This is a genomic window from Halomonas sp. PA16-9 (assembly GCF_009728585.1).
Lineage (GTDB): Bacteria > Pseudomonadota > Gammaproteobacteria > Pseudomonadales > Halomonadaceae > Vreelandella > Vreelandella titanicae.
Genome location: NZ_CP040451.1, coordinates 2,744,476 through 2,763,058 on the forward strand (window position 1 = coordinate 2,744,476; position 18,583 = coordinate 2,763,058).

Genomic DNA, 18,583 nt, shown 5'->3' on the forward strand with positions numbered 1-18,583 from the left:
ACATTGTCGACAAGATGTCGAATGACTACCATTGATTAACCGTTAAACAGAAGTTTGGACAAAACTCGCTAAATTACTGATCATTAAACAACATGGTCCTCGCGACGCGACGATGCCTCGACAACGTACAGCAATGCCTTTAAAACGACGCCTTTAAAACAATGCTTATAAAACGCTGATGTAACAGTGTAGGCAAGGAGATCATTATGTCTGCTTCTACAAGCGCCGCTACACGCCTGCTTGAACATAACTGTCGCGCTATTGAGGCGGGAACCAACCTGCTAAAAGCGTTGGCCAATGAAAAACGGCTGCAAATCCTCTGCCTTCTTGCCGAGAAAGAGCTGTCAGTGACGCAAATTAATCAACAGCTTGCGTTAAGTCAGTCGGCACTTTCGCAACATCTGGCTATTTTGCGGCGTGATGAGCTCGTCGATACCCGACGGGAGTCACAAACCATCTATTATTCGTTAAGCAGCGAAAGCGCCAAGGCCGTGATTGACACCTTGGCACACCATTACGCTGCATAACGCTTCAGGGTTTAATCTCAGCGCCGCTGCCACCCAGCGGCGTCGATTAGACCAAGCGCTTTCAGCGCTGCTTTTTCAACACCTTCTGAAATGGCCAACCCCAGTTTACGACTGACGGTTTTAGGGGCTTCTAGCTTCACTGTGAATACTTGCGCCTCGGTCATACGTTCTACCAGATAGGCTTCGCTAGTCCCTACGCTGTCGACAAGCTGTAAAGATAGCGCCTCGCTACCATACCAAATCTCGCCTGTGGCGAGGGTGTCAATATCCATGCTGGGACGCCGTTCTGCCACATAGCCTTTAAACAAGCGGTGCGTATTCTCTAAATCCTCCAAGAACTTCGCTTTACCCTCTTCGGTATTTTCACCCAGCACGGTTAAGGTACGTTTGTATTTACCGGCGGTAAGCAGTTCGACGTCAACATCATGGCGCTTAAGCAGGCGATGAATATTGGGAACTTGTGCCACCACGCCGATGGAACCAATCACTGCGAAAGGCGCGGCCTTGATGTGCTGTGCAGTACAGGCCATCAGGTAACCACCGCTTGCCGCCACCTTGTCGATACAGACGGTTGTGTTTAACCCCGCCGTACGCAGCCGGTCTAACTGCGCCGCTGCCAACCCATAGGCATGCACCAGGCCACCCGCGGACTCAAGACGCACCACTACCTCGTCTTCCTTAGCGGCGACACCGATGATGGCCGATACCTCTTGAGCAAAATGCTCGGTTTGCGAGGCTTTCAGATCGCCATGGAAGTCGAGCACCCAAACCCTTGGCGCTGAGGCGCCGTCTTGCTCCGTTTTGTGCTCCTTGTGACGCTTTTTATCTTCACTGCGAAATAGTTTCAGCAGCTTTTTGCGCGCACCAGGGAGCGTGGCAGCCAGCCGCAAACGCCGGACACGGCGGCGTCGTTGATCGTTAAGTGGCTCGATCGTGAGTTTCAGCTCGCTCTCTTTGTCCTGCTTGGTTCGTGCAATCAGCAGCAGGCCAAAGCCTATCAGCGCCATCACGATGGTGGTTTGCACAACAAAGGTGCCTATCTCTGCTACCCATTCACTCATTGACGTTCTCCATTAGAGGATTAATTCCTTTATAGCTCGTGCGTTGTATATGCGTATGCTGATAGTGACTAGCGCGCTTGATTGGAACGCCCGTATGAAATAACCTCGCTTGCCTTTACGATTGTTTCTTTTGGCTCTGGTCGCTAGCCTTAGCCTGATCTACTTAACCGAGAGATATGTTATGTCAAACAACACCCTTGAGAAGTTAAAAGCGCGTTTTAATCCGGAAGCGGCAAAGGGCATGGATGAAGTTTTCCAGTTTCACTTTACCGATGCGGGCAGCTACTACTTAAATATCCAAGATGGCACGCTGGACGTACAAGAAGGTGAGCACGACGATCCTTCTGTCAGCTTAAGCCTAACCACTGACACGCTAAAAGGCATTATGAGCGGTGAGATCAATGGTATGACGGCCTTTATGACCGGTAAGCTAAAAGCGACTGGTAATGTCATGCTGGCCACTAAGCTGACTAGCTTATTCCCTAGCGAGTAATCGTCATATCGGCACGCGGCGCCGCTTACTCTTCGCGCCAGCGTGCCAAATGGGTTTCGATTAGTTCGCGGGATATCGAGTAAGGCGGCGGCAGAGAGGGCAACTGACGGGGTGAAAACCACGCCGCATCGCTAATTTCCACCCCATCGATGCGAATGCGCCGGGTGGTGGCTTCGGCGAAGTAACCAAACATCAACGAGTGCGGGAATGGCCACGCTTGACTTTGGTGATAACGCAGTTGATCGATATGCACGCCCACTTCCTCAAACACTTCACGATGCACCGCCTCTTCCGCTGACTCCCCAGGCTCGATAAAACCCGCCAAGGTGGAGTAGCGCCCGGGTGGAAAGCGCGGACTGCGGGCAAGCAGCATCGCCTCCCCGCTGGTCACCAGCGTGATAATACACGGTGAGATACGCGGATAGTTGCGGTGCCCACAGGCGTGGCAGTGCATAGCAAATTCCGCAGTTAGCTTGGTGGCCGGTGCACCACAGCGGCCGCAGAAACGGTGATTCTCTAACCAAGCACCTACCTGCAGCGCCGTGGAAAGCAGGCTAAACCAAACGGTTGAAAGCTCGCTCATCCATTGACGACCATCAATCCAATCGTTTCCAGCTTGGGATTCCACAAGCAGCGCCACCGGTTCATCATCCCAGTAACACAGCGGCTGCATCTGCTCTGTCCAGGGTTGATAGGGCTGCAGCGGGGTCAACTCTTCACTACCGTTTAACGGTGCGGGCGCCAATAGGCTACGCGACAGCCGAATAACCCGACCAGCTTGTTCGTGATGGGGGATTTCTCGCCTAAGCATCGCTGGCCGCACCCTCCTCAAACCAGTTCAATTGATGCGCCTCGCACTTGGCCTGATGGGCCGCTCGCTCTTCGTCTGTTGGCCGCACCACGCGCAACTGGCCCGGCGTTAAAGAAAGCCGCTGAATCGACATCCCCTCATTGGAGGTATCCGCCTGCTCCTGTTCCGCTGCGGAGGCCGCGTCCAAGGTCAGCGCGGTCTGTCCACCGGTCATCGCCAGGTAGACTTCGGCGAGGATTTCAGAATCTAACAGTGCGCCGTGCAGTACCCGGTGCCCATTGTCGATATCGTAGCGTTTGCACAATGCATCAAGACTGTTGCGCTGACCGGGGTGCATCTTCCGCGCCATGGTCAGCGTATCTAATACGCCACAATGATCGCTTACCGGCCCCAACACAGGGGATTTACGCTGCCGATTCAACATGCCCAGCTCGTGGTCAATAAAGCCCACATCGAAGGGGGCGTTATGAATCACCAGCTCTGCGCCTTCAATAAATGCCCAAAACTCATCGGCAATTGCCGCGAAGACCGGCTCGTTAGCGACTTTGGCGTCATCAATCCCGTGAACGGCGACTACTTCAGCATCGATATGCCGCTCAGGATTGATGTATTGGTGATAAGTGCGACCAGTGAAGCGTCGATTGACCATCTCAATAGCACCAATTTCGACTAGGCGATGGCCATCTTTGGGGTCAATACCCGTGGTTTCAGTATCCAAGATCACCTGACGCATCATGCTCTCCTCTTTTGGTGCTCATCAATCGCTTCATTGGCCAGCGCATCGGCGCGCTCGTTGCCAGGGTGGCCGCTATGCCCTTTTACCCAGTGCCACTCGACTTGGTGGCGCTGGGTCTCTTCGTGCAGGGTCTTCCACAGTTCGGCATTTTTGACCGGCTGCTTGGCAGCGGTTTTCCAGCCGCGCTTGATCCAGTTATGAATCCACTGGGTAATCCCCTGGCGTACATATTGGGAGTCAGTCCAAAGCGCCACTTCACAAGGGGTATTGAGGGTGCGTAGCGCCATAATCGCAGCCATTAACTCCATGCGATTATTAGTGGTATCTGCTTCATAGCCTTTCAAGGTTTTCTCATGCTCGCCACTCGCCAGTACAACACCCCATCCGCCGGGCCCTGGGTTACCCCTACAAGCCCCATCGGTATACACCGTTACCCGAGGTAGATCTCCCGCCGCCTCTTTAGTCAATCTCCTGATCCCCCGGTCTATGTAGAACAGATTTATGTAAAACAGGCTTCTGTGGATCAACTTTATTTGAATCAGCTGTGTGCCTATCCGTTTGCCGTGTTTTGGCTTGCGATGTTCTAGCGGAGGCGTTTGATAGTGGGCGGATGAGCCTGAGCGGGTAACACCCAACGACGCCGGGGACACTGGCGCCTTCAAACCAAATTTCAAACGCTGCACTGGCGCTTGGCGCTGCTGTCGGCGTGCTTGAATCATATAACTTTCGCCCAGCGGCAGGTTATGCCGCCGCCCTAACGACTCCCAATACTCACCGCACTTGGCGTTCATCCGCCCCCTGAAACAGCAATAGTCTACCCGCTCCACCTCAAAGTCGACAAACGCCAACCAGTCCCGCAGGCGGCTAGCCGAGCGCCAGGTACCGCTCAAGGGAAACGTCTGTTGGCGCTTTCGCAACTGCCGGGTAAGACCACTCACACCGACAGGGTTAAAACCAAACAGCACCATAATGCCGTTGTCAGCAGTGACACGCGCAGCCTCCTGAAGCGTAAAGTGGGCATCGGTTAAGTGCTCAAGCCAGTGGTGGATGACCATCACATCTAAACAGCGATCCGGCAGCGCAAGCTGATCCGGTGGGCATACCAAGGTGCTATCGTTTTCGGCTAACTGACGCGTAGGCAACCAGCGTATGGGGTGCGCAATGGCCGACATGGTCATCAGTGCCGGCCCCATGCTCATTTCCAAGCTGTGGCCGCCCACACGCGCGATTCCACAACGGGCCCTAAGCAGGCACGCTGTGTTTCCCACAGCGAACGCCCCGCCTCTGTTTGCCAATAAGGCTGGCTACTTTGTAAGCGCTTAGCCAGTGTCGTGGCCATCGTCGAATTTGACATGAACAGCGCTTCCCTCCACAGTAACGGCTTTTTAACGCCTTTTACGCACCGATTTAGCGCTAATAAGCGCAATGTTTGATGTGTTTTTTCGTAACTTAAAGGATCTCGCCGATGATGAGCGTGACACCGATCCCCGCCTTAGCGACAACTATATTTGGCTATTAAGACAAGATACCAGTCAAAGCGTTTGTGTGGTGGATCCCGGTGAAGCTGCCCCGGTGATCGAGTTTCTTGAGCGTGAGTCGCTCACCCTCAGCTGCATTCTGATTACTCACCATCATCATGATCATACCGGTGGTTTAGCAGAATTAATTAAACGCTACTCTCCGCACGTTATCGGCCCCGACAATCCCAAGATTGAAGGCATCGATGAAACCGTGGGTGATGGCGACGAAGTCCGCATTATGGGTCGCTTGTTTGACGTCATGGCGACCCCCGGCCATACGCTGGATCATATCAGCTACTTCACAGCGGGTATCCCTGCACTACTGTTCTGCGGTGATACCCTTTTTTGCGCGGGTTGCGGTCGTTTATTCGAGGGTACCCCGGAGCAAATGTACACCGCGCTGAAAAAATTTGCGGAACTCCCTGAAGATACACTGGTCTTTGCAGCCCATGAGTACACTCAGGCAAACCTAACGTTTGCCCGTGCTGCGGATCCTGAAAACGAAGACGTCAAACACGCCTTGCAGGAGTGTGAAAAGGCGCGGGCATTGGATCGCCCCACCTTACCCAGCACGATAGGACGCGAGCTGAAAATTAATCCCTACCTCCGTGTGGGCACTGATAGCGTGCGCCAAGCGGCAGGCACCCAGGGTGTTAATAATGATGATCTCGCTACGTTCACCACTCTACGCGAGTGGAAGAACCGTTTTTAAGAACGCTATCGAAACCAAACGAATGCAACTATGACCTATCGAACGATTCGCCAGCGCTTGATGCTGAGCGCTGGCAGTACCGTAATAATGGGCCTAATGTTAGCCGCTGCGGCAAGCTCACAAGCCTCTGCGACAGCCTATGAAGGATCTACGGCATCAACCAGTAAATCAGTAGACGCTACAAAACCACGCCCCACGCCGTTCCGAATCCATTTTTGGGAGGCGCTGGAGCTGGAACCTCAGGACGCTTGGACAACGCTGCGTAAAAGCTTTCAGTGGCAAGAGAAGTCACTGCCAGACGAGGCCCAAGCACGGGTAGACGAATGGATTGAGCACTACCGTTCCAGCCCCGAAAACATTGCTACTATCACCGAACGCGCCTCTCCCTGGCTTGCCTGGATTACCCAGCAAGTTAGCGAGCGTGGCCTGCCTGGTGAAGTCGCGTTAATCCCCTTCGTCGAGAGCTCCTTTGACCCAGGCGCGCGAAGTCATCGCGGCGCTGCTGGGCTATGGCAGTTTATGCCCGGCACTGGTGATGCATTGGGTTTGGTACGCAACGGAAACTACGATGGCCGGTTAGACGTTTTAACCTCCACCGAAGCGGCGCTGGACTACTTGGAAATGCAGGCCGATCAGTGGTATGAAGGCGATCTGATGCTTTCATTAGCGGCTTATAACGCCGGCGCAGGCACCGTTAACCGCGCTCGACGCCAGGCCCAAAGCCAAGGCCTAAACGGTGATTACTGGGATCTCTCGCTGCCCTATGAAACCATGCAGTATGTGCCCAAACTGAAAGCCATCGCGACCATCATTAACGACCCTGAGCAGTACGGTGTCAGCTTGCCGGAAATACATGTTGATCCGGCCTTCGCTAAAGTTAAGTTGGCCCAAGCAGTGACGCTCTCAGAAGCCTCTCAACTTCTGGGTGTCAGCCAAACCGCGTTAGCCGAATTAAACCCTGGCTTGCTCAATGGCAGCATTGACCCCCGTAGTGCTCAGACACTGCTGGTACCTGAAGAAGTGGATACCCAGATGCTAGCGCAGCTTTCTCAAGGCGGCAGTCAAACACAAGACAGCAACCAAGCGCTTGCGCAAAACAGCCGTGGCAATACCCACCGCGTTGAAAGAGGCGACAGTCTCTCTGCGATTGCGGCCCGGTATAATATTGACCAGCAAGACCTTATACGCTGGAATGCGATTGACCGCCCCAGCACTCTGCAACCAGGCCAACTGCTGACACTTTCAGGGCGTTAAACCGGGTTAACTAGTTGGCTTTGTTCACATGGGATGTCTCAAATGCCGCGTGGTTTGTTTTTTGCGAAAACGCTTCTACTCATCAGTGGCCTGCTGTCCAACGTTTCAATACTGGCTTCAGACGCCGAAACAATAGCGTCAGAGTCGACGTCTATCACCGCCACCAACACTAATGTGGTGGGTGATTTGAACACCGACGCAAACAACGTGGTTCCTATTGAAACAGTTCATGGGTTATCGCTTTACGATAGCCCCGAGCTGCCAGCTGACTTCCCCTACTTCCCTCACGTAAACCCACAGGCCCCCAAAGGCGGCACCATTACCCATACCGCCGTGGGGAGCAGCTTTGACTCGACCAATCCGTTTATTATTCGCGGCACGCCAGTTACCGGCATTTCACAAATTTATGACACCCTTATGGCCAGCAACCCCAATGAGCCCTTTAGCCTCTACGGCTTGCTGGCCGAAGGCGTGCGCCTTGACCCTGACAGGGAGTGGATTGAGTTCGACCTGCGCCCTGAAGCGCGTTTTTCAAGACGGGGAACCTGTCACGGCCTACGATGTAGTGTTCTCGCTTAACCTGCTCCGCGAAGAGGGAAATCCGTTTTACGCCAGTTACTACGCGGGAGTGGAAGAAGCCATTGCCCTCAATGAGCATCAGGTACGGTTCACCTTCAACGACACTCAATCCCGAGAGCTGCCGTTAATCGTCGCCCAGTTACCCATACTCCCCCGCCACTACTGGGAACCCCGCGAATTCACCTCCCCCACCCTTGCGGCACACCCAGGCTCCGGGCCCTATCGCATTAGCGAAGTAGACCCAGGTAGGCGAATTGTTTATCAGCGCGATGAAGATTATTGGGGTAAAGATTTGCCGGTCAACGTTGGCCGATACAATATTGATCGCATCATTTACGACTACTACCGTGATCGGGATATTGCCTGGGAAGCGTTTAAAGCGGGTCTCACCGACTTTCGTACCGATGCCCGCGCCGCCACCTGGGCAATTGGCTACGACTTCCCAGCTTATGAAGAGGGCTTGGTAAAGCGGCTAACGGTACCGGACGTTAACCCTTCGATGATGCAGGCGTTTGTTTTCAACCTGCGTAAAGAGAAGTTCCAAGACCCCAGGGTGCGGGAAGCGTTGAGCCTGACCTTCGACTTCCCGTGGCTCAACACCAATATTTTTTACGGTACCTATCAGCGCACCGAGAGCTTTTTCCAAAATTCAGAGATGGAAGCCACCGGCTTACCCTCTGAGGAGGAACTGGCGCTGTTGGAGCCCTTTCGGGAGGAGTTGATTGCCTCTCATGGTTCTGACCGTTTGTTCACTCAGCCCCTGCCTATCGATCAGCCCATCGAGCTGCGTGAGCGGCTTCGTAAAGCGCTCGATCTCCTCCGCGAGGCAGGTTATAGCGTTGAAGACGGCATACTGGTTAACCAACAAACCGGGCGGCCTTTAAGCCTGGAAGTGCTGCTCTACGACTCAGGGCTTGAACGGGTGGTGCAGCCAATGCTCCGCAACATGGCCCGTTTAGGGGTACAGACGTCGCTGCGTATCGTTGATATTAATCAGTATTTAAACCGACAGCGTAATTATGACTATGACATAGTGATCAGTCATTTCCCTCAGTCGAACAACCCGGGCAATGAACAGCGCGACTTCTGGACCAGCGCCGCCGCCGAAGCACCGCAAAGCCGTAACCGGATGGCGCTGGCACATCCGGCGGTCGATGCACTGGTGGAGGAGATCATTAGTGCTGAGGGCCGTGAAGAGTTGGATACCGCCACGCGCGCGTTGGATCGGGTGCTGCGCTGGGGGTTCTATGTGATTCCCCACTACCACTCTGGGGAGACCCGCATCGCCATTTGGGATAAGTTTGGTTACCCCGAACCCTTCCCCAAATACGCCATGGATCTGGATGCGTGGTGGGTAGACACTGACCGTGAAGCAGAACTGCAGCGCCGCCAGCGCGGCCGTTAACTTTGGCCCGATTACAACTTCTTAAATGCAACGGCTTGTCCTCAACGGTTTCATCGTCATAAACCTCGGAGTGCTCTGTGGCCCGTTATACCCTACGCCGACTGCTGCTAATGATTCCGACCCTTTTCGGGATCATGCTACTCAATTTTATTATTGTTCAGGCGGCGCCGGGTGGGCCAATTGATCAGATGCTGGCGCGTTTTGAAGGCGCCGACGCCATGGCCAGCACTCGCTTGGATATGGGGGGCGCCGATGTCCAGGTCAGCGATGACTCCCGGGGAGCCCGAGGTATTGACCCACGCTTTATCGAGCAGCTGGAGCAGCAGTTTGGTTTTGACAAACCCGCCCACGAACGCTTTATCGGCATGATGGCGGATTACCTCCCTCGATTTTGGCACCAGTTTCTTCCGCGACCGCCCGGTCACAGAGCTGATGATCGAGCGGCTGCCGGTTTCCATATCAGGGCTCTGGACGACACTGCTGGTCTATTTAATCTCTATCCCGTTAGGCATTAAAAAAGCGCTACGCCACGGCTCCCGGTTTGACGTCTGGTCGTCGGGGTTAGTGATTGTCGGCTATGCCATTCCGGGCTTCCTGTTTGCCATCCTGCTCATTGTCCTGTTTGCCGGGGGCACCTACTGGGACTTATTCCCTTTACGCGGTTTGACCTCACCCGACTTCGACCAGCTTTCAGCCTGGGGCAAGGTCAAAGACTACTTCTGGCATATCACACTGCCGGTTATCGCCGCCTCGATTGGCAGCTTTGCCACGCTGACGATGCTAACCAAAAACAGCTTTCTCGATGAGATTCACAAGCAGTATGTAATTACCGCCCGCGCCAAGGGGGCCGACGAGCGGCGCGTGCTTTACGGCCATGTGTTTCGCAATGCCATGCTGATTATTATCGCGGGCCTACCCGCCGCCATGATCGGTATTTTCTTCACCGGCGCGCTGCTTATCGAAGTGATCTTCTCCCTGGATGGGCTGGGCCTGCTCGGTTTCGAAGCGGTCATGCAGCGGGATTACCCGGTGATTTTCGGCACCCTCCATACCGTGATCGGCTTAATCCTCAAGCTGATTTCCGATTTGACGTGTGGGTAGACCCGCGTATCGATTTTTCGACTCGGGAGTCGTGATAATGGCCTCTTTATCATCACGTTTATCGCCTATCACTCGCCGTCGACTGTCCGCTTTTAAAGCCAATGCCGTGCCGGGTGTCACTTTGGTTATTTGCCACGCTGTTTATTCTTAGCCTGTTTGCCGAGCTAATTGCCAACGACAAACCGATCATCATGCAGTACGACGGCCAGTGGTACTTTCCCATGCTGGTGGACTACCCAGAAACCGAGTTTGACGGCTTTCTACCGACCCGAACGGACTATCTGGATCCCTTTGTTCAGCAACAAATTGATGATCATGGCTGGGCGCTATGGCCCATTATTCCGTTTTCATATCAGACCCTGGACATGAATATGACCCGCCCTTCTCCGGCCCCGCCGGATAGCCGCCACTGGCTGGGCACCGATGACCAAGGGCGGGATGTGACGCACGGGTGATTTATGGCTTTCGACTCTCGGTAGCCTTTGCACTGGCACTCACCGCAGGATCACTAGTCGTCGGTGTGGTAGTGGGCGGTGTGCAGGGCTACTTTGGCGGCAAAATTGATTTGATCGGTCAGCGATTCACTGAAATTTGGTCCGGCTTACCGGTGCTCTTCCTGCTGATTATTTTAGCCAGCTTTGTTCAGCCGGGATTTTGGTGGCTGCTGGGGATTATGCTGCTCTTTTCGTGGCTGGGCCTGGTCGATATCGTGCGTGCCGAGTTTCCTGCGTGCACGCAATTTGGAGTATGTGCGCGCGGCCAAAGCCATGGGCTTGCCGTCACGTTTAATCATGTGGCGTCACGTGCTACCCAATGCCATGGTCGCCACGCTGACGTTTATTCCGTTTCTGTTTACCGGCGCCATTGGCACCTTGACCGCTCTGGATTTTCTCGGCTTCGGCCTGCCGCCGGGTGCTCCCTCGCTGGGTGAGCTTGCTGCCCAAGGCAAAAATAATCTACACGCCCCTTGGCTGGGCATCACGGCGTTTATGACCTTGGCTATCATGCTGTCACTGCTGGTATTTATCGGCGAGGGCTTGCGCGACGCCTTTGATCCCCGCCACGTACAACAGCGCCAAGCAGGCCCAGCTCAGGAGACTCAGCATGCCTAATCCCCTGCTGCGCATTGAACACCTTGATGTCACTTTTGATAGCACCCCGGTGGTTCACTCACTCTCACTCACCCTCCATGCAGGTGAAACCCTGGCCATTGTCGGTGAGTCCGGCTCGGGTAAATCGGTATCGGCGCTGGGCATGGTGAATTTGCTGCCCAGTAATGCCAGCGTTCAAGGCGAACGCTGGCTAGGTGATACCAATCTGGCCACTTTAACGGAAACTGAGTGGAACACGGTGCGTGGCAATCGCGTCGGTTTATCTTCCAGGAGCCGATGACCTCGCTCAACCCCCTGCATCGGGTGGGCAAGCAGATTGGTGAGGCCTTGCGGCTGCATCAAGGACTGCGGGGCCAGGCGGCCCGGGAACGCTGCAAAGAACTGTTGGAACAAGTGAAACTACCGCGCCCGGACGAATTGTTGGATGCCTGGCCCCACCAGCTCTCGGGTGGGCAGCGCCAGCGGGTGATGATTGCCATGGCGATTGCCAACAATCCCTCACTGCTGATTGCCGATGAGCCCACCACCGCGCTGGACGTCACGGTACAGCAGGAGATTCTCGCCCTGCTGCGTGAACTACGCGATCATCATGGCATGGGCATGCTGTTTATCAGCCACGACTTAAACCTGGTGCGCCGCCATGCCGATCGCATTTGCGTGATGTACCAGGGACGTATTCAAGAAATCGGCCCGGTGGAGCAGGTCTTTCAGCACCCTCAAAGCGATTACACTAAAGCGCTACTGGCCGCTGAGCCGGAAGGTAGGCCCCAAGCTATAGAGCATACAGCGCCGCTACTGACCGCTCGTCAATTAAGCGTGAGCTTTAAGCGCCCTAAGACCGGCTTATTTAAGCGCCAGCCCCCTGCTTTTGTGGCGGTGCATCCAATAGATTTCCAAATCGCGCCAGGGGAAACCCTGGGCATTGTCGGTGAATCCGGCTCAGGTAAAACCACGCTGGCGTCAGCGGTCATGCGGCTGGTCACTAGCCAAGGCGATGTTACCCTTGGCAAGGATAAACTAAGCGCCCTAACCGGCGATGCGTTACGCCGCCACCGCCATCGCCTGCAAATGGTGTTTCAAGACCCCTATGGCGCGCTTTCACCGCGTATGCCAGTGTTTGATATCGTCAGCGAGGGGCTGCGCTTTCACTACCCCCATCTCACCACTGAAGAAGTCACCCAGCGGGTTAATCAAACGCTGCACGAGGTAGGTTTGCCCGAGAGCTGTGCCGCGCGCTACCCCCACGAGTTCTCCGGCGGTCAGCGCCAGCGCATTGCCGTGGCAAGAGCGATTATCTTAGAACCGGAACTATTGGTGCTGGATGAGCCAACCTCGGCGTTAGACCGTACCGTGCAGAAGCAGCTAGTCGCCCTGTTGCGCGATTTGCAGGCACGCCGTCAGCTAAGTTATTTATTCATAAGCCATGACTTAGCCGTTGTGCGTGCCATGGCACACCGTATTATGGTGCTCAAGGATGGCGAAGTGGTCGAACAAGGCCCCTGCCTAGAGGTGCTTTCAGCGCCACAGCACGCTTATACTCAAGCGTTTGATTGCCGCTGCGCATCTGACTAACTAACTTTAACCAGCCACGGTACTTGCTATTGTTGGTGTCAGAACAAGGATAACGGTATAAATATTCAGATAAAATAAAGCCGCTTACCCTTTTGGGAAGCGGCTAATAGAGACCTTAAGCAAGGACTCAGAAAAGCGCGATTTCGTCGGCGGTTAATTCTCGCCACTCGCCGGGCGCCAGGTTGGCATCCAAAGCCAAATCACCGATAGAGCTGCGGTGCAGTGAGTTCACGTGATTGCCCAAGGCGGCAAACATACGCTTCACCTGGTGATAGCGCCCTTCGGTAATGGTGAGTTCTGCCTGGGTGGGCGAAAGCAGCCTAAGTGTTGCGGGCTGCGTCGGGGTCTCCTCTCCATCCAGCATCAGGCCATCGGCGACTTGACCAATCGCCCACTCCGCCGTCGCGCCTTCCATCGGTTCCGCTAGCTCGGCGATATACACCTTGGCGCAGCGATGGCGCGGTGACGTGACACGGTGCGACCACTGGCCATCATCGGTTAATAGCAGCAGTCCCGTGGTATCCACATCCAACCGCCCTACCGGCTGTAATCGATCAGCTTTGGGTAGATCAATCAGGTCGATTGCTCTTTGATAGAGCCCGCGACGGGCGTTACACTCAACGTCAACGGGCTTATGCAGCATAATGTAGCGCAACCCTACCAGCGCCAACCGCTCGCCGTTGAGCACCACCACATCGTTATCGGTATCGATCTGGGTCGCCGACTGCTTGATCGGCTCGCCGTTGAGGGTTACCTCACCATTTTTGAGTGCCCGCTTAGCCAGGCTACGGGTTAATGGCGTGGTTTCACTCAAAAAGCGATCAAGGCGCATCATTAACCCACTCCTGGCAGCAGTTGAAAGTGGTCGGCATCTTGCCAGGCAGGAAATTTTTCACGAAAAGCATCAAGGGCAGTTTTATCCAGCGTGCCCGTTTCTATAAACGGGGTATGGGCAGGTTGATCAATGAGCGGTTCGCCTTTGAAGTCCACCAACAGGGAATCGCCACTATAGGCAAGCCCTTTGGCATCTTCTCCAACGCGGTTTACGCCAATGACATAGCTTAGGTTCTCGACCGCACGGGCCTGCAGCAGCGTGCGCCAAGGGTGACGACGGGGTGCTGGCCAGTTGGCGATACACAGCAGCGCATCATACTCGAAATGCTCCCCTTCTGCTGGCTGCTGGCGCATCCAGACCGGAAAACGCAGGTCGTAGCAAACGCTCAGCAGCAGCTTAAAGCCATTGAGCTCTACCACTTTACGCTCACTGCCCATACCGTAGCGCTCATGCTCACCGGCCATACGGAATAGGTGACGCTTATCGTAGTGGGTTAACACCCCCTCCGGCGTTGCCCAAATCAAGCGGTTATAAAACTCACCGTCCTCTTCGATCGCCACGCTGCCGGTCATCACACAGTTGCGTGCCTTCGCTTGGGCCTGTAGCCAGGCAACGCTTTGACTTTCCGCCATCGGCTGGGCCATTTCGCGGGAATTCATGGTAAAGCCAGTGGCAAACATCTCAGGCAATACAATAAGATCCGTGTCGCGGCTATCCAGCTCGCCCAGCAACTTCTCAAGATGAGCGTGGTTGGCCTGGGGATCTTCCCAGCGCAGATCACACTGCACTAGCGTGTTCCTAAGTTGACTCACTTAACACCTCCAATTCGTCAGTCTCAAGACAACGTTTATGCTAGATTAGCATCTTTAAATAATGAGGCTGCTATGCTTCCTACTCCAACACGCGATCCCGCTGCCGTCAAAGGCGTTATGTTTGGGCTAACCGCCTACACCATGTGGGGCTGCTTTCCGCTCTTTTTTGCCCTGTTTGACGGCGTTCCCGCCTTTGAAATATTGATTCACCGTATCATTTGGGCGTGTCTTTTCTTGGTCGGCTTGATTACCTTACTGCGCCGCTGGCCGCCGGTGGTCACTGCACTGGGTGAACCCAAGCGGCTTGGCCGCGTGTTGGCCTGCGCGCTATTGATTGCGTTTAACTGGGGTATCTATATTTATGCAGTGGAGTCTAAGCAGGTACTGCAGGCAAGTTTGGGCTACTTCTTAACGCCGCTAGTGAATGTCGCCCTGGGCATGCTGGTGCTGCGGGAAGTGATGGCAAAGTTGCAGTTGGTCGCCTTGGGGCTGGCCAGCGTGGCCATTGCCATCCAGTTTGTGATGCTGGGTGAACTGCCTTGGATTAGCCTGATGCTGGCGTTAAGCTTCGGCAGTTATGGCCTGTTTCGTAAGCAGGTGCCGCTGGACGGCTTATCAGGACTGTTTGTAGAAACCCTGTTGCTATTTCCCCTCGCCCTGATCGCCTTGACTTGGCTAAGCTGGAACGGCAGTTCGCATTTTCTTCAAGATACGTCATCGACTGGCCTGCTGATCGCCAGTGGGGCTTTGACCGCGCTGCCGTTAATGGCCTTTGCCGGCGCGGCACGCCGGTTGCGTTTGGCAACCCTGGGCTTTTTGATGTACATCAACCCCAGCATTCAGTTTCTGATTGCCTTAACCGTGTTCGGCGAGCCCCTGGGCATTATCCAGTTGGCCACTTTTGTGCTTATTTGGATCGGGCTCGCGCTTTACTCCTGGTCGGCGTGGCAGTCACGCCCGCGCTACGCTGCGGCTAGTTAGTGCAAGCGGTGGCGCTGGAGCGGTCTCTGACTGCAACGCAGGGGGAGCCGCTATATCACGCTCAGGCTGGTAGCCAACCCGGAAACCGCCCCAGTGCTTACCCTGGACATACACCGGTACCGAGAGGTCGTGCATGATCTCGCCGGTGTCGCGCTTGTAGGTTTGCAGCAGTAACGGCTTTTCATGAGCGCCACAGCGGCTGCCGGTTGGGTCATCGAAAATGCGTTTGTTGCGGCAGAATTTTAGATCGTGGGCGTAATCACCGGTTGGCGCGAGGCTAACTGCCTTGTTATGGGTAGGCACATAGCCTTTACGGTCACAGGCAATTGCGTAGCTCAAACCTAGCTGAGTGAGCAAAGGCTCCTGCAGATCAGGTAGATACCTATCGGTGAAACTATCAAAGCCGGTTGTATACTGTGGCGGCTGCGTACCCGGAATCTGTTCATACTGGGGCTGGAACAGGTGGGTATCTGAAAGCTCCCCGCTGGCTATCGCTTTTTCCAGCAACTTGCCCAATTTATTGGCCGTTGAGCGTGCCGCGCGGAAACCTGCTGGTGGCGCCCTTCTAAATGCTGTTGAGCCAGTTCCCCATCGACGCCTTCTGCGGCTTCCATCAGCGCCCGCGCCTGCTCGGCCAAATCATGCATATTGCGGTTGCCTTCATCCACATCATCTTCTAGCTGGCTAAGGCCATCCGCCACGGTTTGGCTATGCTGGCGTGTGTTTTCCATGGCATCGGCAACACGGGTAATTTCCCTCTGCACTTGGTCGAATTCTTGAGTCATCGTACCCAGACTGTTGCCGACCACTTGTAGCCCCTTGGAGCGCTTGCTGATACGGGTTATTAACTGGCCCATAGTGGCGACGACCGACTGGCCGCTCTGATGCATATCCTTAACCAGCTCATCGACACTTTGCGTTGCGGTAGAGGTCTTGAGTGCCAGGTTGCGCACTTCGCCGGCGACGACTGCAAACCCTCGCCCGTGTTCACCCGCTCGGGCCGCTTCAATTGACGCATTGAGCGACAGCAGATGGGTTTGTTCGGCGATATCCTCAATCATGGAAGTAACGTTACGTACACGCTCAATTTTATCGTTCAGCGCGGTCAGCATTTCCAGCGCTTGGTTTGAGCGGTCGGCAACATCGCTCATGTCCTGAATAATATCGTCCAGTTCAGCATGGTTGTGATGACTGGCCTCCCGGGCGCTCTCTGCCAGCGCTGCCACTTGGCTGGCGCTGGCACTCACCTGCATAATGGCTGCATTAATGGCCGTCATGCTCGATGAAGCTTCACGAGCCATGGTTTCTTGCTTTGAGAGGCGCTGATCCATCAGATCGGCATAGTGCGACACTTCTGCCGAGGCAATCGCTGTGCTGCTAGCGCGGTTCATTAACCTGTAGGCCATGGCGCGAAGCGAACGGTAATCACGCAGCGGCTTAAAGCCAAGCCGATGCTGTTCCAGGCGACGTTGGTCGGCTCGGTAGACGCCTTCCAGTACGCTGAGTAGCATAGCGCCACCGCCTAGCGCGGCGAATAGAAGTGCCAGATAACGCCAGAGCCCTCCTTGTATGGCAAGCCCTATCGACAGCACTACAAACAGCACCGGAACACACAATCGCAGTAAGCGCATGAGCTGTACTCTTTTATTGATGTTATTGAGTATCGAAAATACTACTTCTGAGGGGTTCACCCCCCTTTGCGACTAAGCTTAGCGTGTAACGCTTATGAAAGAAGTAGCACTTTGGGGGAAGGAAGTAGCACTTTTGGAGAAGACACAAATCCTATAAGCGCTTGGTCATCATTGGGTTACCGCAGTAAAAATGAATATAAGCACTGCAATGAAATGGAATATCCCTTACTCTCTTGGTTCTGCCACTTCTACAACACCAGGACCCCATGCTAAAGCGCTACTTGCCGATCCTGACATGGCTCCCCCACTACCATAAACGCCTATTGGGGGCAGACCTTTTGGCGGGCTTGATCGTCACCGTGATGGTCATTCCCCAATCGCTGGCCTATGCGCTGCTAGCCGGGCTACCCGCGTAGTGGGGCTCTACGCCAGCATCCTGCCTCAACTGATCTATACCCTGTTTGGCACCAGTAAAACCCTCGCGGTCGGGCCGGTGGCAATCATCGCGCTGATGACCGGTGCCGCACTCTCCTCAGTAGCAGCCGCGGGTACGGAGACCTACTTACAGGCAGCGCTGATCCTGTCACTGCTTTCCGGTGGCATGCTGGTCGTGATGGGGCTGCTGAAAATGGGCTTTTTCAGCAACTTTTTAAGCCATCCGGTTATCTCCGGCTTCTTAACGGCGTCGGGTATTTTGATTGCGGCCAGCCAGCTTGGCAGCCTACTGGGGGTTGAGAGCAGTGGCTTTACCCTGGTGGAACGTCTTATCACCCTGGTACCAAACTTAACCACCTTTAACTTACCCACCCTACTGATTGGCAGTGGAACCCTGCTGTTTTTGATTGCCATGCGGCGCCACGGTAAAGCCGCCCTGCTCACGCTGGGCCTGCCACGCACTCTGGCGGACTTGATCGCCAAAGCGGGGCCAGTCTTTGCGGTCGTGATTACCACCCTGGTGACCTGGCATTGGCAGTTGGCCGATAAAGGCGTCTCCGTAGTAGGGCAAATTCCCGGTGGTTTACCCTCGTTAAGCTTTCCTTGGGCGGACTACTCGCTATGGCGGGCACTGCTAATCCCAGCGCTGCTGATTAGCCTGGTCGGCTTTGTGGAGTCGGTCTCCATGGGCCAGATGTTGGCCGCTAAACGGCGCCAGCGCATCTCTCCCAATCAGGAACTAGTGGGCCTGGGCGCCAGCAATTTAGCCGCCGGGTTTTCCAGTGGTATGCCGGTAACCGGTGGTCTGTCCCGCACCGTTATTAACTACGATGCGGGTGCGCAAACACCTGCCGCCGGTGCCTTTGCGGCGCTAGGTATTGCGCTGGTCACCATGTCGTTTACCGGTTGGCTCTACTATCTGCCCATCGCGACCCTGGCCGCAACAATCACCGTCTCGATTTTGACACTGGTAGACATCCCCATGCTGCGCCAAACCTGGCGCTAC

11 protein-coding genes and 8 pseudogenes are annotated in these 18,583 nt (G+C 54.9%); 10 read left to right on the forward strand and 9 right to left on the reverse strand.

The genetic code is table 11. The features are described from left to right. Positions 1 to 206 precede the first annotated feature (206 nt). The gene (locus FDY98_RS12715) at positions 207 to 527 is read left to right on the forward strand and encodes an ArsR/SmtB family transcription factor (RefSeq protein ID WP_022523354.1); all 321 of its coding nucleotides are present in this window, start codon (positions 207 to 209) and stop codon (positions 525 to 527) included. A gap of 17 nt (positions 528 to 544) precedes the next feature. Here FDY98_RS12715 and sohB read toward each other — a convergent pair whose 3' ends face one another. Further along, complete coding sequence (gene sohB, locus FDY98_RS12720) at positions 545 to 1,588, reverse strand: protease SohB (protein ID WP_022523353.1); 1,044 nt, start codon at positions 1,586 to 1,588, stop codon at positions 545 to 547. 181 nt (positions 1,589 to 1,769) lie between these two features. Here sohB and FDY98_RS12725 point away from each other — a divergent pair, with 181 nt between their 5' ends. Continuing rightward, on the forward strand, positions 1,770 to 2,081 hold the full coding sequence (locus FDY98_RS12725) for an SCP2 sterol-binding domain-containing protein (protein WP_022523352.1): 312 nt from the start codon (positions 1,770 to 1,772) through the stop codon (positions 2,079 to 2,081). A 25-nt stretch (positions 2,082 to 2,106) separates the two neighbouring features. On the opposite strand, the gene nudC is transcribed toward FDY98_RS12725, so the two are convergent. The 5 genes and pseudogenes from nudC to FDY98_RS28060 form a co-directional block, all read right to left on the reverse strand. Then, positions 2,107 to 2,892 (reverse strand): NAD(+) diphosphatase, encoded by a 786-nt coding sequence (nudC, locus tag FDY98_RS12730; RefSeq protein WP_022523351.1) that lies wholly within the window; start codon positions 2,890 to 2,892, stop codon positions 2,107 to 2,109. Continuing rightward, the gene (dnaQ, locus tag FDY98_RS12735) at positions 2,885 to 3,625 is read right to left on the reverse strand and encodes a DNA polymerase III subunit epsilon (RefSeq protein WP_035537449.1); all 741 of its coding nucleotides are present in this window, start codon (positions 3,623 to 3,625) and stop codon (positions 2,885 to 2,887) included. The genes nudC and dnaQ overlap by 8 nt, the downstream gene beginning before the upstream one ends. Then, positions 3,625 to 4,095: a ribonuclease HI gene (gene rnhA / locus FDY98_RS12740; RefSeq protein ID WP_022523349.1), complete on the reverse strand. Its 471-nt coding sequence runs from the start codon at positions 4,093 to 4,095 to the stop codon at positions 3,625 to 3,627. Before rnhA ends, dnaQ begins: the two co-directional genes overlap by 1 nt. A gap of 555 nt (positions 4,096 to 4,650) precedes the next feature. Next, positions 4,651 to 4,827: pseudogene (locus FDY98_RS28055) on the reverse strand (methyltransferase type 11); the annotation flags it as partial. Next, positions 4,824 to 4,982, reverse strand: a complete 159-nt coding sequence (locus tag FDY98_RS28060) for a hypothetical protein (protein WP_340146904.1) — start codon at positions 4,980 to 4,982, stop codon at positions 4,824 to 4,826. The gene FDY98_RS28060 and the pseudogene FDY98_RS28055, both read right to left, overlap by 4 nt. Before the next feature lie 111 nt (positions 4,983 to 5,093). Here FDY98_RS28060 and gloB point away from each other — a divergent pair. The 6 genes and pseudogenes from gloB (at position 5,094) to FDY98_RS12775 (ending at position 12,887) form a co-directional block, all read left to right on the forward strand. Beyond that, positions 5,094 to 5,860: pseudogene (gene gloB, locus FDY98_RS12750) on the forward strand (hydroxyacylglutathione hydrolase). A gap of 30 nt (positions 5,861 to 5,890) precedes the next feature. Continuing rightward, a complete protein-coding gene (locus FDY98_RS12755) occupies positions 5,891 to 7,114 on the forward strand; it encodes a transglycosylase SLT domain-containing protein (RefSeq protein WP_027959550.1) in 1,224 nt (407 codons plus the stop codon). A gap of 42 nt (positions 7,115 to 7,156) precedes the next feature. After that, a pseudogene (locus tag FDY98_RS12760) lies at positions 7,157 to 9,098 on the forward strand (extracellular solute-binding protein). A 77-nt stretch (positions 9,099 to 9,175) separates the two neighbouring features. Beyond that, positions 9,176 to 10,234: pseudogene (locus FDY98_RS12765) on the forward strand (microcin C ABC transporter permease YejB). 2 nt (positions 10,235 to 10,236) lie between these two features. Then, a pseudogene (locus FDY98_RS12770) lies at positions 10,237 to 11,311 on the forward strand (ABC transporter permease). Next, positions 11,304 to 12,887: pseudogene (locus FDY98_RS12775) on the forward strand (ABC transporter ATP-binding protein). The pseudogenes FDY98_RS12770 and FDY98_RS12775 overlap by 8 nt, the downstream one beginning before the upstream one ends. 123 nt (positions 12,888 to 13,010) lie before the next feature. On the opposite strand, the gene FDY98_RS12780 reads toward FDY98_RS12775, so the two are convergent. After that, on the reverse strand, positions 13,011 to 13,715 hold the full coding sequence (locus tag FDY98_RS12780; RefSeq protein ID WP_027959554.1) for a pseudouridine synthase: 705 nt from the start codon (positions 13,713 to 13,715) through the stop codon (positions 13,011 to 13,013). Between the two features lie 2 nt (positions 13,716 to 13,717). Next, complete coding sequence (locus FDY98_RS12785) at positions 13,718 to 14,530, reverse strand: amidohydrolase (protein ID WP_027959555.1); 813 nt, start codon at positions 14,528 to 14,530, stop codon at positions 13,718 to 13,720. A 72-nt stretch (positions 14,531 to 14,602) separates the two neighbouring features. On the opposite strand from FDY98_RS12785, the gene rarD reads away from it, so the two are divergent. Continuing rightward, positions 14,603 to 15,511 carry an EamA family transporter RarD gene (rarD, locus tag FDY98_RS12790; protein ID WP_027959556.1) on the forward strand — a complete coding sequence of 303 codons (909 nt, stop codon included), beginning with the start codon at positions 14,603 to 14,605 and terminating at the stop codon, positions 15,509 to 15,511. Here the strand turns inward: rarD and FDY98_RS12795 are convergent. Then, positions 15,482 to 17,142 (reverse strand): annotated as a pseudogene (locus FDY98_RS12795) (methyl-accepting chemotaxis protein). The gene rarD and the pseudogene FDY98_RS12795 sit on opposite strands and share 30 nt — an antisense overlap. A gap of 362 nt (positions 17,143 to 17,504) precedes the next feature. On the opposite strand from FDY98_RS12795, the pseudogene FDY98_RS28065 reads away from it, so the two are divergent. Next, positions 17,505 to 18,556: pseudogene (locus tag FDY98_RS28065) on the forward strand (SulP family inorganic anion transporter); the annotation flags it as partial. Between the last annotated feature and the right edge of the window lie 27 nt (positions 18,557 to 18,583).